Origin of the sequence: Neisseria sp. P0016.S008 (assembly GCF_051957775.1) — a bacterium.
Taxonomy (GTDB): Bacteria; Pseudomonadota; Gammaproteobacteria; order Burkholderiales; family Neisseriaceae; genus Neisseria; species Neisseria flavescens_B.
This window is the reverse complement of sequence record NZ_JBQCWB010000007.1, coordinates 90,341-104,437: the sequence shown is the minus strand read 5'-3', so window position 1 is coordinate 104,437 and position 14,097 is coordinate 90,341. Positions and strand designations below refer to the sequence as shown.

Annotated in this window: 15 protein-coding genes and 1 tRNA gene; 9 read left to right on the top strand and 7 right to left on the bottom strand. The window is 48.1% G+C overall.

Annotated elements, in window-relative coordinates; genetic code table 11:
* Positions 1-102 precede the first annotated feature (102 nt).
* Positions 103-894, top strand: a complete 792-nt coding sequence (locus ACTHS8_RS09505) for a Cof-type HAD-IIB family hydrolase (protein WP_440373562.1) — start codon at positions 103-105, stop codon at positions 892-894.
* A gap of 67 nt (positions 895-961) precedes the next feature.
* Here ACTHS8_RS09505 and ACTHS8_RS09500 read toward each other — a convergent pair whose 3' ends face one another.
* From ACTHS8_RS09500 to ACTHS8_RS09485, 4 genes are all read right to left on the bottom strand, one after another.
* Positions 962-1,168: a DUF2788 domain-containing protein gene (locus tag ACTHS8_RS09500; RefSeq protein ID WP_003747401.1), complete on the bottom strand. Its 207-nt coding sequence runs from the start codon at positions 1,166-1,168 to the stop codon at positions 962-964.
* Positions 1,169-1,256: 88 nt separating this feature from the next.
* Positions 1,257-2,426, bottom strand: coding sequence for an O-succinylhomoserine sulfhydrylase (gene metZ, locus ACTHS8_RS09495; protein ID WP_440373561.1), 1,170 nt, complete (start codon positions 2,424-2,426; stop codon positions 1,257-1,259).
* A gap of 113 nt (positions 2,427-2,539) precedes the next feature.
* The gene (locus ACTHS8_RS09490) at positions 2,540-3,100 is read right to left on the bottom strand and encodes a DUF3465 domain-containing protein (protein WP_440373560.1); all 561 of its coding nucleotides are present in this window, start codon (positions 3,098-3,100) and stop codon (positions 2,540-2,542) included.
* Positions 3,101-3,221: 121 nt separating this feature from the next.
* On the bottom strand, positions 3,222-4,022 hold the full coding sequence (locus tag ACTHS8_RS09485) for a hypothetical protein (protein ID WP_440373559.1): 801 nt from the start codon (positions 4,020-4,022) through the stop codon (positions 3,222-3,224).
* Positions 4,023-4,184: 162 nt separating this feature from the next.
* Between ACTHS8_RS09485 and ACTHS8_RS09480 the strand changes: the two genes are divergently transcribed.
* The 3 genes from ACTHS8_RS09480 to ACTHS8_RS09470 all read left to right on the top strand — a co-directional run bounded on the left by ACTHS8_RS09480 (position 4,185) and on the right by ACTHS8_RS09470 (position 5,682).
* A complete protein-coding gene (locus ACTHS8_RS09480; protein ID WP_308186797.1) occupies positions 4,185-4,436 on the top strand; it encodes an NGO1151 family protein in 252 nt (83 codons plus the stop codon).
* Positions 4,437-4,512: 76 nt separating this feature from the next.
* Positions 4,513-5,316 carry a basic amino acid ABC transporter substrate-binding protein gene (locus tag ACTHS8_RS09475; protein WP_049332057.1) on the top strand — a complete coding sequence of 268 codons (804 nt, stop codon included), beginning with the start codon at positions 4,513-4,515 and terminating at the stop codon, positions 5,314-5,316.
* 129 nt (positions 5,317-5,445) lie between these two features.
* Positions 5,446-5,682: a putative hemolysin gene (locus tag ACTHS8_RS09470; RefSeq protein WP_440373558.1), complete on the top strand. Its 237-nt coding sequence runs from the start codon at positions 5,446-5,448 to the stop codon at positions 5,680-5,682.
* 65 nt (positions 5,683-5,747) lie between these two features.
* Here ACTHS8_RS09470 and serS read toward each other — a convergent pair whose 3' ends face one another.
* Both serS and ACTHS8_RS09460 read right to left on the bottom strand, forming a co-directional pair.
* The gene (gene serS, locus ACTHS8_RS09465) at positions 5,748-7,043 is read right to left on the bottom strand and encodes a serine--tRNA ligase (protein ID WP_440373557.1); all 1,296 of its coding nucleotides are present in this window, start codon (positions 7,041-7,043) and stop codon (positions 5,748-5,750) included.
* A 126-nt stretch (positions 7,044-7,169) separates the two neighbouring features.
* Positions 7,170-7,245, bottom strand: a tRNA-Glu gene (locus ACTHS8_RS09460).
* A 132-nt stretch (positions 7,246-7,377) separates the two neighbouring features.
* Between ACTHS8_RS09460 and ACTHS8_RS09455 the strand changes: the two genes are divergently transcribed.
* From ACTHS8_RS09455 to dcd, 4 genes are all read left to right on the top strand, one after another.
* Complete coding sequence (locus tag ACTHS8_RS09455; protein WP_049329148.1) at positions 7,378-8,277, top strand: recombination-associated protein RdgC; 900 nt, start codon at positions 7,378-7,380, stop codon at positions 8,275-8,277.
* Between the two features lie 77 nt (positions 8,278-8,354).
* A complete protein-coding gene (locus tag ACTHS8_RS09450) occupies positions 8,355-9,137 on the top strand; it encodes an ADP-ribosylglycohydrolase family protein (RefSeq protein ID WP_440373575.1) in 783 nt (260 codons plus the stop codon).
* Between the two features lie 24 nt (positions 9,138-9,161).
* Positions 9,162-9,593 (top strand): hypothetical protein, encoded by a 432-nt coding sequence (locus ACTHS8_RS09445; protein ID WP_440373556.1) that lies wholly within the window; start codon positions 9,162-9,164, stop codon positions 9,591-9,593.
* Between the two features lie 125 nt (positions 9,594-9,718).
* Positions 9,719-10,285: a dCTP deaminase gene (dcd, locus tag ACTHS8_RS09440; RefSeq protein WP_003680541.1), complete on the top strand. Its 567-nt coding sequence runs from the start codon at positions 9,719-9,721 to the stop codon at positions 10,283-10,285.
* 55 nt (positions 10,286-10,340) lie between these two features.
* Here the strand turns inward: dcd and ppsR are convergent, their stop codons facing one another.
* Positions 10,341-11,162 carry a posphoenolpyruvate synthetase regulatory kinase/phosphorylase PpsR gene (gene ppsR / locus ACTHS8_RS09435; RefSeq protein ID WP_440373555.1) on the bottom strand — a complete coding sequence of 274 codons (822 nt, stop codon included), beginning with the start codon at positions 11,160-11,162 and terminating at the stop codon, positions 10,341-10,343.
* 417 nt (positions 11,163-11,579) lie between these two features.
* On the opposite strand from ppsR, the gene ppsA reads away from it, so the two are divergent.
* Complete coding sequence (gene ppsA, locus ACTHS8_RS09430; protein ID WP_440373554.1) at positions 11,580-13,964, top strand: phosphoenolpyruvate synthase; 2,385 nt, start codon at positions 11,580-11,582, stop codon at positions 13,962-13,964.
* Positions 13,965-14,097 lie beyond the last annotated feature (133 nt).

The following is a 14,097-nucleotide window of genomic DNA, read 5'->3' as shown; positions in this document are numbered from 1 at the left end:
ACTTATTTTTATAATAGCAATCAAATACTAAACCAATTTATACACAAGCTGTTCACACAATTTTCAATGAAAGCTGTGTATACCCAGCCCGACGAGTAAACCATGAACAACCCTGAAATCATCTTTTTTGACATCGACGACACCCTCTACCGCAAATACACGGATACCCTGCGCCCTTCGGTTGCCCAAGCTATGCGCGCATTGAAAGCCAAAGGCATTTTGACTGCCATTGCTACCGGCCGTCCTGAAGCCGCCTTTCCCACCAAAATCAAAGCCTTGATTCAAGAATGCGGTATCGACATGCTCGTTACTATCAACGGTCAATATATTTCCTTTCACGGCGAACCCCTGCAAAGCTACCCCTTGGACATTGCCGACATCGAAACCGCCATCAACCTGCTTGAACAACACAAAATAGACTACGCCTTTGTCAACAACCAAGAAATTGCCGCTTCCTCACATTCGCCGCGCGTTGTCGAAGGTTTATCGCATATCCTGCCCAACTTCCTGACTGACAAAGAATATTTCCGCAAACAACCTGTTTATCAAATGTTGGTCTTTGTGGATAAGGAAGAAGAAAAAATCCTGCACCCACTAACCCAGCAACAAGGCTTCAAATCCGTCCGCTGGCATGAATATGCTGTGGACCTGCTGCGCAAAGAAGGTTCAAAAGCACGCGGCATCGCCCACGCAGTGGAAAAACTGGGCATTGATATGAGCAAAGTAATGGCATTCGGCGACAGCTTCAACGACTTGGAAATGCTGTCAACCGTCGGATTTGGCGTTGCCATGGGCAATGGCGAAGAAGCAGCCAAAGCTGCCGCACAATTCGTCTGCCCAAGTGTCGATGAAGACGGAGTACTGCGTGGCTTGCAAGACTTAGGCGTAATTTAAAACATCAAATCAAAAGGCCGTCTGAACATTTTTTCAGACGGCCTTGTTCTATCTATAAACTTTCTGCTTACTTTGGCAATACCAAAAAGCTAATCAGCAATTCTTTAAATACGAATCCAAACACACCCAAGCCTAAAACTAAGAAGAGCATGGCAATGCCGAATTTGCCGGCCTTGGATTCTTTACCCAAGTTCCAAACGATAAAGCCCAAAAAGATAATCAGGCCGGTGAGGAGGATTTTCATTGCCCACGAGGCGAATTCTGCTTCAGACATTATTTTTTCCTTTTATTCTTAAGATGTGTGTTTAATTGCTTTCAGACGGCCTATTAAAATTTAAGGCCGTCTGAAATTTGTTTTTAGATTATTTGTTCAATGCTTGTTGCAAATCATCAATCAAATCGTCAACGTATTCCAAGCCGACAGAGAGGCGGATCAAGCCCGGGCGAATATTGGCGGCGAGTTTTTCTTCAGGCTGCATCCGGCCGTGCGTGGTTGTCCACGGATGGGTGATGGTTGAGCGCACGTCGCCGAGGTTGGCAGTACGGGAGAAAAGCGCCACACCGTCCACAACTTTCCATGCAGCTTCTTGGTCGGCGACTTCAAAGCCGATGACGATGCCGCCGCCGTTTTGTTGCTTGCGAATCAGTTCAGCTTGCGGATGGTCGGGCAAACCGGTGTAGTACACGGCTTGGACTTGCGGCTGTTGTTGCAGCCATTGGGCGATTTTCAGGGCGTTGTCGAATTGTTTTTCCATACGCAGCGATAGGGTTTCCACGCCGCTCAACAATTGCCATGCGTTAAACGGAGACATTGCCAAACCGCAAGAGTTGCAATATATGGCAACTTGCGTCATCAGCTCTTCCGAACCGGCCAATACGCCGCCCATCACGCGGCCGTGGCCGTCGATGGCTTTGGTTGCGGAAGAAACGGAAATATCCGCACCGTGTTTCAAAGGCTGAGAACCGACGGGCGATAAGAGGCTATTGTCCACCACCAAAAGCGCGCCGATGCTGTGCGCCAGTTCAGCCAGCACTTCCAAATCGGCAACTTCGCCCAATGGATTGGACGGAGTTTCCAAGAAAAACAGTTTGGTATTGGGCTTGATGGCAGCTTTCCATTCATCTACATCAACCGGCGATACATGGCTGACTTCGATGCCGAACTTGGTAACGATGTTATTGATGAAACCGACAGTTGTACCAAACAGGCTGCGGCTGGAAATAACATGATCACCGGCTTGCAAGAAGGTAAAAAACGCTGCTTGAATCGCGGACATACCGGTCGAAGTGGCCACTGCGCGCTCTGCACCCTCCAATGCGGCAATGCGTTTTTCAAAGGCTGCAGTAGTCGGATTGGCCGTACGGGTATAAGTAAAACCTTTGATTTTTTTAGAAAACAAATCAGCCGCATGTTGGGCGTTTTCCCACATGAAGCTGCTGGTCAAAAACAGAGCCTGATTGTGTTCATAATATTCGGTTTGCTCTTTGCCACTGCGGATGGCAAGCGTTTGAGGATGAAGTTTTTTGCTCATTTTTTTCAATCTACCGTATGTTTCGATGGGCGCAGTAAACAATACGCCTGTTTAATTTGTTAACATTTTGCGCTTATTCCTGTCATCTTTCAAGCAGGAGGCCGTCTGAACGGTTATTGGTAAACCTGTCCGCCGTGCTTCAGCCAACCGTCTTCATGACGGCCTGCCGGATCATGATGCGTCCAATGGATAACGCCGCCTTGCTCCGACCATTCATATTCGCCGTAAAACGCTACTTTATCACCTTTTTTCAAGCCTTTGATTTTGTCAGCCAAATCGATATTATGCGCCACCAAAAGCGTTTGACCGCTGGAAAGTTTCAAAATAAAGCGTTGATGGCGCGTGCCTTTGTTGTCATCCGGCAGGGTTTTCCATACCGTGCCCTCGCCCTCAACCTGAATATCGCTTTGCTCGTTTTCAAACGCCTGTTTCAAAACCGCTTCGGCTGATTCCTTGCCCGAACCGATTTGCTGCTGAGCCGTATCGGCATTCTTTTTGCCCACATTATTTTGTTTTTGAACGGCTTCTACTTTCTGCTGATTCTGCGATTGTACCGGCTGCTTGTTTTGCATTTTGTTATAGGCAAATACGGCAACCAAAGCAATCAGCAATACAATGATTTTATTTTTATTCATAACAATCTCAAAAAAAATGCCCGATTCTGCATCGGGCATATCAACTATTTAGAAAGGATATTTATCACGAAAACGTGAGCCGCTATTATACACGCTTCGTAAAATTTTAAGGGAAATTTACGCCGAAGGCCGTCCGAAACTTTTCAGACGGCCTGGATACTCAACGGCGGTATTTCATTTCAGTCTTCATATCGTCCAAAATGCGTTTGACGTTGTGTTCCAACACATCCTCTACCAAGCCCGGCGCCTGCTCGTTCAGCATTTGCTGCAACTGGTAAGTGAACAAGGCCATTTGTTTTTGCACGGCAATCCGAATCATGCCGTTGACTGCATCGGCCACATGAGGACGCAAACGCTTAATCAGACGCTCGGTCAAATCTTTTTCAGAAACGCAGAATACTTGCCGACGGCCAATTGCTTGAGGGTTCAATACATTGATATGGACATTGATGGCCGGTTCTTGTTCAAGGCCGTCTGAAACCGCCTCTTCAGCCGCTTCCGTATCATCATTTTCCGGTTTTTCAGTTTCTTCCACTTCAGGCACATCAAAATCTACGGCACCTGATTTCGGATTCAGTCTAACGGTGCGGGTTGATTCGATATGACGCTCTGAAGCCGCAGCCTGCAATGCCGATTGCGCGCTCAACCAGTTGTCCTGCAAAACCACCATCGCATCGGTTTCCACTGCTTCGCCCTCGTCAGCAAGGGCAGTATTGTGTTCCAGCTGCCAACGGTACAAATATTCTTCCAATACTTTTTCACGATTGTCCGCATCCAACTTATATTCTTTTTTAGACGCGGTTTTGGGCGCAGCTTCGACAGCTTCGTCCGATTTTTTGACCAATGGTGCATGAGTCGGCGCAGTATTAAATTGTCGTGCCTGACGCAATCTTTCCAGGCGTTTTTCCCAATTCAGGTCTTCTTCCTCGAGGGCTGTGGGGTCAAGACGGTTGTTTTCCATAATAATCTCGTTTTTTCATTTTTATTGTGAACCGCATTCAAGCCTAAAATCACTTGAAATACGGCCGATGGTTGGACATATCCGGCAAGCCGGCGCAAGCGTCACATTTTAATATTAATTCGCTATATAATCACTATTTTATTTAATACCCAAGGATACATCATGAGCAGCATCGAACAACGCCTCGAATATCTGGAAGAGGCAAACGACACTTTGCGTATGCAAAACCACGTCCTCGCTACCGCACTCAAAGGCCTTATCCGCTCCCTGCCCTCCGACATGGCCAACGATGCCGTAGAATCCATCCAGCTTGCCTTTGAAGACGCGTTGGCGGAATTAAGCTATGAAGACAGTCCGCACACCGACCTCTTCCATGACGTAACCTACGCATTTTTCCGAGAAAAAGACCACTAATTTCAGCTAGTTTGTTCACAAAATTATGCTAAACTAAGATTTTATCCGTTAACATTTTATTAAGAAAGCACATATCATGAACATGAAAAAATGGCTGGCCACTGCCCTCGCTTGTTCCGCCCTTGCCCTGACTGCCTGCGGCGGTCAAAGCAACAATGCCTCTGCTCCTGCCGATAAAGTGTACCGTGTCGGCTCTAACGCCGAGTTTGCCCCATTTGAATCTTTGGATTCTGCCGGCAAAGTGGAAGGTTTTGACGTTGACTTGATGAACGCCATGGCTAAAGCCGGCAACTTCAAAGTCGAATTCAAACACCAGCCATGGGAAAGCCTCTTCCCTTCTCTGAACAACGGCGACGTGGACATCGTTATGTCCGGCGTAACCATCACTGACGACCGCAAACAAAGCATGCTCTTCAGCGATCCATACTTTGAAATCACCCAAGTTGTCCTCGTTCCAAAAGGCAAAAAAGTAGCCTCTTCCGAAGACCTGAAAAACATGGCCAAAGTCGGCGTGGTAACTGGCTACACCGGCGACTTCTCCGTTTCCAAACTCTTGGGCAACGACAATCCGAAAATCGCCCGCTTTGAAAGCGTTCCTCTGATTATCAAAGAATTGGAAAACGGCGGTCTGGATTCCGTCGTCAGCGACAGCGCAGTCATTGCCAACTATGTGAAAAACAACCCGACCAAAGGCTTGGATTTCATCTCCCTGCCTGACTTCACTATCGAAAACTACGGCATCGCTGCACGCAAAGGCGACGAAGCAACCATCAAAATGTTGAACGATGCGCTGAAAAAAGTACGCGAAAGTGGCGAATACGACAAAATTTACGCCAAATACTTTGCTAAAGAAGGCGAAAAAGCCGAAGCAGCCAAATAATCCGGTTTGACTTCTTAAACTAAAGGCCGTCTGAAAATTTTTCAGACGGCCTTTAATCTGGTTAACTCAATTAAACGCAAGCGCCCCCTATAATCCGCTTGTTTTTATCCTTCAAATGAAAGACACGCCATGATCAAACCCGTTATCCTCAGTCTCGCTGCCGCAACTGCTTTGGCCGCCTGCTCCGCTTCTGAAAAACAAGAATCTCCTATCGGCATGGCCAATCCGGCTTCCGAATTCTGCCTCAAACAAGGCGGCAAATCCGAAATCAAAAAAGACAAAGACGGTGGAGAATACGGCGTGTGCCACTTATCTGACGGTACCGTTGTCGAAGAATGGGAATATTTCCGTCAACACAACAAATAATTGTTCAATCATATAAAATGCCGTCTGAACCCAAGTTTCAGACGGCATTTTCTTTTAAACAGCGATTATTTTACTTCCAGTTTGGTCACGCCGCCCATATACGGTTGCAACGCAGCAGGAACATTAATGCTGCCGTCGGCATTTTGATGATTTTCCAAAACCGCCACCAAAGTACGGCCGACTGCCAAGCCAGAGCCGTTCAAAGTATGCACCAAACGGTTTTTACCGTTTTCATCTTTGAAACGCGCTTTCATGCGGCGAGCTTGGAAATCTTCGCAGTTGGAGCAGCTGGAAATTTCGCGGTAGGTATTTTGCGCAGGAACCCAAACTTCCAAGTCGTAGGTTTTGGTTGCGCCGAAACCCATGTCGCCGGTACACAAAATGATCACGCGGTATGGCAGTTCCAACGCTTTCAAAATATTTTCAGCGTGTCCGACCATTTCTTCCAGCGCTTCATATGATTTTTCCGGATGAACGATTTGCACCATTTCCACTTTGTCGAATTGGTGCTGGCGAATCAAACCGCGCACGTCTTTGCCGTATGCGCCCGCTTCGGAACGGAAACATGGGGAATGCGCAGTCAATTTCAACGGCAAATCACTGCCAGCCACGATGCTGTCAGCAACAGTATTGGTCAGCGTCACTTCTGCGGTCGGAATCAGATATTGCGTTTTCTTACTCTCGTCGCCGCCACGGGTAACGTGGAACAAGTCTTCTGCAAATTTAGGCAGTTGGCCTGTGCCTTGCAGGGTGGTGTCGTCCACGATGTAGGGCGTGTAATGTTCGGTGTAACCGTGTTTCAGCGTGTGCGTATCCAGCATGAACTGAGCCAAAGCGCGATGCAGGCGGGCAATTTGGCCTTTCATCACGGTAAAGCGTGCGCCTGACAGCTTCGCACCGCCTTCAAAATCCAAGCCCAAAGGCTCGCCCAAATCAACATGGTCTTTGATTTCAAAATCAAATTCGCGCGGCGTGCCGACTTTGCGGACTTCAACGTTTTCAGTTTCATCTTTACCGGCAGGTACGCTTTCGTGCGGCAGGTTCGGAATGGTTAGCAGCCAAGCATCCAATTCTTTCTGAACAGCATCCAAATCAGCGGCAGCCTGCTCCAAATCCACTTTGATTTGAGCAACCTGATCCATTGCAGCTTGAGCCTCTTCGTGTTTGCCTTGGCCTTTCAACGCGCCGATTTGTTTGGAAATACTGTTGCGTGAAGCCTGCAACTCTTCTGTTTTCACTTGAACGGCTTTGCGTTGCTCTTCCAAAGCATTAAAACGCGCGATATCAAACTCGTAACCGCGGGCGGCCAAACGTTCGGCAACTGCGGCGGTATTGCTGCGGAGCAATTGGATGTCTAACATTGTTTTCTCTCGTTAAGATTCAGAATGGCATTATTGTAAACCAATTTAAAGATATTTTCACAGCGACAGGCCGTCTGAAAACAAAAAACGCCCCTGCAAAAAGCAGGAGCGTTTTTTTAAGAATTCTGGCACGCCCACGGGGATTCGAACCCCGGTTGCCGCCGTGAAAGGGCAGTGTCCTAGGCCTCTAGACGATGGGCGCGTAACCGAAGCGCGAACTATACAGAAAGCCTTTTCTTCTGTCAACGCCTTTACTGCATTTTTAAAGATGCTGCCGATTTCCGTATGTTATTTTCCCTGTATAATGCCGGTTTTAATAAAAGGAAAACTCGCCATGTGGTTTAAGCAAATCAGTTTTTATCCGCTCAACAAAGACAAGTTGCCCGAATTGGAAGTCCTTTCTGACAAATTGGCGCAATCCGAATTTGCCCATTGTCAGGGTTTGGACTGGTTTAGCGAAGGCTTTGCCACGCCTGTTTCCTTTTCGCCCGAGCTGGTTTTCCCTGCCGATTACACTTGGCGCGTTGCTCTGAAAAAAGAAGAAAAAGTCCTGCCTGCCGGCGTGATCCGCGATATTTTGGATGAAAAGGTTTTGGAAATCCAAAACAACGAAGCGCGCAATGTCGGCCGTAAGGAAAAACAAGAGCTGAAAGAACAGATTACTGACGACCTGCTGCCCCGTGCCTTTACGCGCAGCAGCCGCACACAGGCGATTTTCGACACGCGCCACGGATATCTTTTGGTCAACAATGCCGCATCTGCCAAAGCGGAAAATATCCTGACCAAACTGCGCGAAGCCTTGGGCGGTCTTGAAGCAGCCCTGCCCAACACCAAACAATCGCCCTCCTCCCTGATGACCAGCTGGCTGCTGCAAGGCCACTGCGAAGGTGGTTTTGAATTGGACAGCGATTGCGAACTCAAAGGCGTAGGCGATGTTGTTCCGGTCGTCAAAGTTTCCAAACAAGACCTGACCGCCGATGAAGTGGTACAGCACGTCAAAAACGGCAAAACCGTTACCCAGCTGGGCTTGGTATGGCGCGAACAGATTGCGTTTATCCTTACCCAAGACTTTACCCTCAAACGCATCCAGTATTTAGACGTTTTGCAAGAAGAAGCCGAAAGCAATGGCGACGATGCCGCCAGCCTTGCCTTTGCCTCGCAAATCCTGATGACCGAAGCCATCAGCACCATGTTGGAAGAACTGGTTTCTTATTTGGGCGGCTGGCAAGAATAATTTTTCAGACGGCCTTTTGATTGGGAAATATCAAAGGCCGTCTGAAATATAAATGAAGTATCAGAAAGGATGTCATGATGTTGGGCGCAGTCATTGGCGATATTGCCGGATCAAGATTCGAGTTTGACAACTATCGTCATACCGATTTTGACATTTTCAGCCCCGACAGCGACTTTACCGACGACACGATTTGCACTGTTGCCATTGCCGATTGGGTTTTACAAGGTTGTAACGATAATTTGGCCTCTATTTTGCAAGGCTGGTGTAGGACATATCCCTGTCCTAAAGGCGCATATGGCGGCCGCTTCTCACAATGGATAGAATGGAAAGATCCAGAATCTTATAATAGCTGGGGCAACGGCTCGGCCATGCGTGTTTCTGCCGTTGGTTGGGCATTTGCCTCATTGGAAGAAACCCTGCATTTTGCCGAACAATCCGCCATCGTAACGCACAACCACCCGGAAGGCATTAAAGGTGCACAAGCCGTAGCCGCCGCCATCTTTTGGGCGCGTACCGGTATAGGCAAAGCGCAAATCAAAGAAAACATTACACGGCAATTTAGCTACGACTTGAGCCAAAGTTGCGACCAAATCCGCCCGCATTATCATTTCAACGAAAGCTGTCAGGAAACCGTACCTCAAGCAGTTACCGCCTTTCTTGAAAGCGATGATTTTGAACACGCCATCCGACTGGCGGTTTCCCTGGGCGGAGACAGCGATACCTTGGCAGCCATTACCGGCAGCATTGCCGAAGCCTACTACGGTATCCCTGCATCCATGCGCGAACACGCTTTAGCCATCTTGCCACGCCGTATTGCTGAAACCCTGCTGACTTTTGAATCCCAATATCAGGCCGTCTGAAACTGCCTACCAAAAGGAATAATAATGATGAAATACCTCGCCCTACTCCCTATCGCCTTCATGCTGGGTACGCCTGCCATTGCCGAAACCATCAATCCTTATCAGGAAAAAGGTTGCGTTTACGATGGTGATGTCGGCAAAGACGGCAAACCATCCGGCAAAGGCACATGGAAATGCCAAGACGGCCGCAGCTATGTCGGCGCCTTTAAAAACGGCAAATTTGACGGCAAAGGCGTATATACCGTTTCCGGCAACAGCGAAACCTTTATCGAACCTTTCTCCTCTAACAGCGCCAAATTACGCAATATGACACTGGAAGGCATGTTCAAAAAAGGCAAGGCGCACGGAAACTTTACCGCCTCTCTAAACGGCACACCCGTCTTCATCATGAAATGCGAAGACGGTATGATTAAAGAAGTCAAACTGCCTAAGAAATCTGCTTCCAAAACCAAATAAACAGCCTTTCAGACGGCCTTATCCATATTTAAGGCCGTCTGAAACATCAATTGACAAGCCTGCCTAAAGGCTGTTGTGTTGATTTTAAAGAATTTCCAAACAACCCTCACCCCAGGACAACCACCATGAGCATTAAATCCGACAAATGGATACGCCGCATGGCCGAAGAACACGGCATGATTGAGCCGTTCGAGCCCAACCAAATCAAAGAGGCCAACGGCCAACGCATCATCTCCTACGGCACGTCCAGCTACGGCTACGATATCCGTTGTGCCAATGAATTCAAAATCTTCACCAATATCAACAGCACCATCGTCGACCCGAAAAACTTCGACCCGAAAAACTTCGTCACCGTCGAAGACGACTGCTGCATCATTCCGCCCAACTCCTTTGCTTTGGCGCGCACAGTCGAATATTTCCGCATCCCGCGCAACGTCCTGACCGTCTGCCTGGGTAAATCCACCTATGCTCGCTGCGGCATCATCGTCAACGTTACCCCGTTCGAGCCTGAGTGGGAAGGCTACGTTACACTTGAGTTTTCCAACACCACTCCCCTGCCTGCCAAAATTTATGCCGGCGAAGGCGTGGCCCAAGTCTTGTTCTTTGAAAGCGATGAAGTCTGCGAAACTTCATACAAAGACCGCAACGGCAAATACATGGGACAAACCGGTGTTACCCTGCCTAAAACCTAATGTACCAAATAAAAAAAGGCCGTCTGAAATTTCAGACGGCCTTTTGTCATTTCATTTAGAAACGGCGTTTCAGCTTACAAGCCTGCAAGATATGAACGGCGAGTTCTTCCACAGATTTATCCGTTGTATTGGTAAACGGCACTCCATGGCGTTTGAACATATTTTGCGCATCGGCAATCTCGCTGCGGCAAGTATCGATTTTGGCATAGGTCGAATTAGGACGGCGTTCCTGACGGATAGCCTGCAGACGCTCGGGCTGAATAGTCAAGCCGAACAGCTTGTCTTTATAAGGTTTGACCATACGCGGCAAATCGGTCGATTCCAAGTCATCGGGAATCAATGGATAATTAGCGGCGCGGATACCGTATTGCAGAGCCAGATAGAGACAGGTCGGCGTTTTGCCCGAACGGGACACGCCCATCAAAATCACATCCGCTTCCTGCAGGTTTTTATCGCTGACGCCGTCGTCATGGCTGAGCGAGAAGTTCACTGCTTCCATACGCGCATCATAACGCTTGGTATTGCCGATACCATGGTGGCCTCGCTCGGCAATCGTTGCTTCAACATTCAATTCTTTTTCTAGCAAACCCAAGAACGTTTCAAAGAAATCAATATGGAATGCATTGGATTTTTTGATGATTTCACGGATTTCATGATTTACCACGCTGACAAAAGCAATCGAACGATCGCCAAACTGTTCGGCTGTCTTATTGACTTCATCCACTACGGCCAACGCTTTTTCAGGCGTATCGATAAATGGATGAACATGGCGCTTGAACTCGACATTGCCGAATTGGTTCAACAGGGCTTCACCGATATTTTCGGCGGTCAGACCGGTGCGGTCGGAAATATAGAAGACTTGACGTGGAGCAGTCATAATGAATCCTTCAGAGGGTAACGTTTCAGACGGCAATCATAGCAGTTACAGCCTTTGCAATAAAGCGATTCCCGGTAGATTACACAGGATTACAACAAATTTGAACAAATTTCAAATTGGAATAAAATTTTATTTTTTTAGATTTATTGGAATTATATTCCACATTTGCAAAATAAATTTCGATTCTTAAATTTATTAACTTATTTTGTTTTCCATATTTAACAAGAAGATAACACGTAAAAACATGAATCTGATATTCATATTTCAGAAGGCTACACGCCTGAAAAGCACAATATCACAGACGAATTTGTGATTTTTAAAAAGATAAAACACATGACAGCCATCAAACGAATGGCTACAATAAGCAGGCGGATTTGTTTCTTTTTTAACATTTTTTGGATTGGATTGGACACACAAATGGCCGAAAACTACGTTATTTGGTTTGAAAACCTGCGTATGACTGACGTTGAGCGAGTGGGCGGTAAAAATGCCTCTTTGGGCGAAATGATCAGCCAACTGACTGAAAAAGGCGTGCGCGTTCCCGGCGGTTTTGCAACCACAGCCGAAGCTTATCGTGCTTTCCTGGCTCACAATGGTCTGAGCGAGCGTATTTCCGAAGCCCTGAAACAGCTGGATGTTGAAGACGTTGCCGAATTGGCACGCGTGGGTAAAGAAATCCGTCAATGGATTTTGGATACTCCGTTCCCTGAGCAGCTGGATGCTGAAATCGAAACAGCTTGGAACAAAATGGTTGCCGATGCCGGCGGTGCGGACATTTCCGTTGCCGTACGTTCTTCCGCAACAGCAGAAGACTTGCCGGACGCTTCTTTCGCCGGCCAACAAGAAACCTTCCTGAACATCAACGGCTTGGATAACGTTAAAGAAGCAATGCGCCATGTATTCGCTTCCCTGTACAACGACCGTGCCATTTCTTACCGTGTCCACAAAGGCTTCGAACACGACATCGTTGCCCTTTCTGCCGGCGTACAACGCATGGTGCGCTCTGACAGTGGTGCCTCCGGTGTGATGTTCACCATCGATACCGAATCCGGTTACGACCAAGTCGTTTTCGTTACCTCTTCTTACGGTCTGGGCGAAAACGTCGTACAAGGCGCGGTAAACCCTGACGAATTCTATGTATTCAAACCTACTTTGAAAGCAGGCAAACCAGCTATCCTGCGCAAAACCATGGGTTCGAAACAAATTAAAATGATCTTTACCGACAAAGCCGAAGCCGGTAAATCTGTGACCAACGTTGATGTACCTGAAGAAGACCGTCAACGCTTCTCCATTACCGATGCCGAAGTAACCGAGTTGGCTCATTACGCGCTGACCATCGAAAAACACTACGGCCGCCCAATGGACATCGAATGGGGCCGCGACGGTTTGGACGGCAAACTCTACATCCTGCAAGCCCGTCCTGAGACCGTGAAATCCCAAGAAGACAGCAGCCGCAATCTGCGTCGCTTCTCTATCAACGGCGAAAAAGTTGTCTTGTGCGAAGGCCGTGCCATCGGTCAAAAAGTCGGCCAAGGCAAAGTGCGCCTGGTGAAAGATGCTTCCGAGATGGATTCCGTTGAAGCAGGCGACGTACTCGTTACCGACATGACCGACCCGGATTGGGAACCGGTGATGAAACGTGCTTCCGCCATCGTGACCAACCGTGGCGGCCGTACCTGCCACGCAGCGATTATCGCGCGTGAATTGGGTATTCCGGCTGTTGTAGGTTGTGGCGATGCTACCGATCTGCTTTCAGACGGCCAAGAAGTTACCGTATCTTGTGCCGAAGGCGATACTGGCTTCATCTACTCCGGCCTGCTGGACGTACAAGTTACCGATGTTGCTTTGGACAATATGCCTAAAGCCCCTGTCAAAGTGATGATGAACGTTGGTAACCCTGAATTGGCATTCAGCTTCGCCAACCTGCCTAGCGAAGGCATCGGCTTGGCACGTATGGAATTCATCATCAACCGTCAAATCGGTATCCACCCTAAAGCTTTGTTGGAATTTGACAAACAAGACGACGAATTGAAAGCGGAAATTACCCGCCGCATCGCCGGCTACGCTTCTCCTGTCGACTTCTATGTCGATAAAATCGCAGAAGGCGTGGCAACTTTGGCTGCTTCGGTTTACCCTCGCAAAACCATCGTCCGTATGTCTGACTTCAAATCCAACGAATACGCCAACTTGGTGGGCGGCAGCATCTACGAACCGCACGAAGAAAACCCAATGTTGGGCTTCCGTGGTGCAGCGCGTTATGTAGCCGATAACTTCAAAGACTGCTTCGCACTCGAGTGCAAAGCCTTGAAACGCGTCCGTGACGAAATGGGTTTGACCAACGTCGAAATCATGATTCCATTCGTCCGCACTTTGGGTGAAGCCGAAGCTGTTGTCAAAGCCCTGAAAGAAAACGGTTTGGAACGCGGCAAAAACGGCCTGCGCCTGATCATGATGTGCGAATTGCCAAGCAACGCAGTATTGGCAGAACAATTCCTGCAATACTTCGACGGCTTCTCCATCGGCTCTAACGACATGACCCAGCTGACCCTCGGCCTCGACCGTGACAGCGGTTTGGTATCCGACTCCTTCGACGAGCGTAATCCTGCCGTTAAAGTGATGTTGCACTTGGCAATCTCTGCTTGCCGCAAACAAAACAAATACGTCGGTATTTGCGGTCAAGGCCCATCAGACCATCCGGACTTTGCCAAATGGCTGGTTGAAGAAGGTATCGAGAGCGTATCGCTCAACCCTGATACCGTCATTGAAACCTGGCTGTATCTGGCTAACGAATTGAACAAATAAGTTCGATGAGACAAAAATCCCCTGCCCGTCTATCTCAGCAGGGGATTTTTATTGCCTTATTCAATGCCGTCTGAAAGAACTTTCACGTTCTTTTACCTTTTCAAAAAAGTCCCTTTGCATCAAAAAGATATAA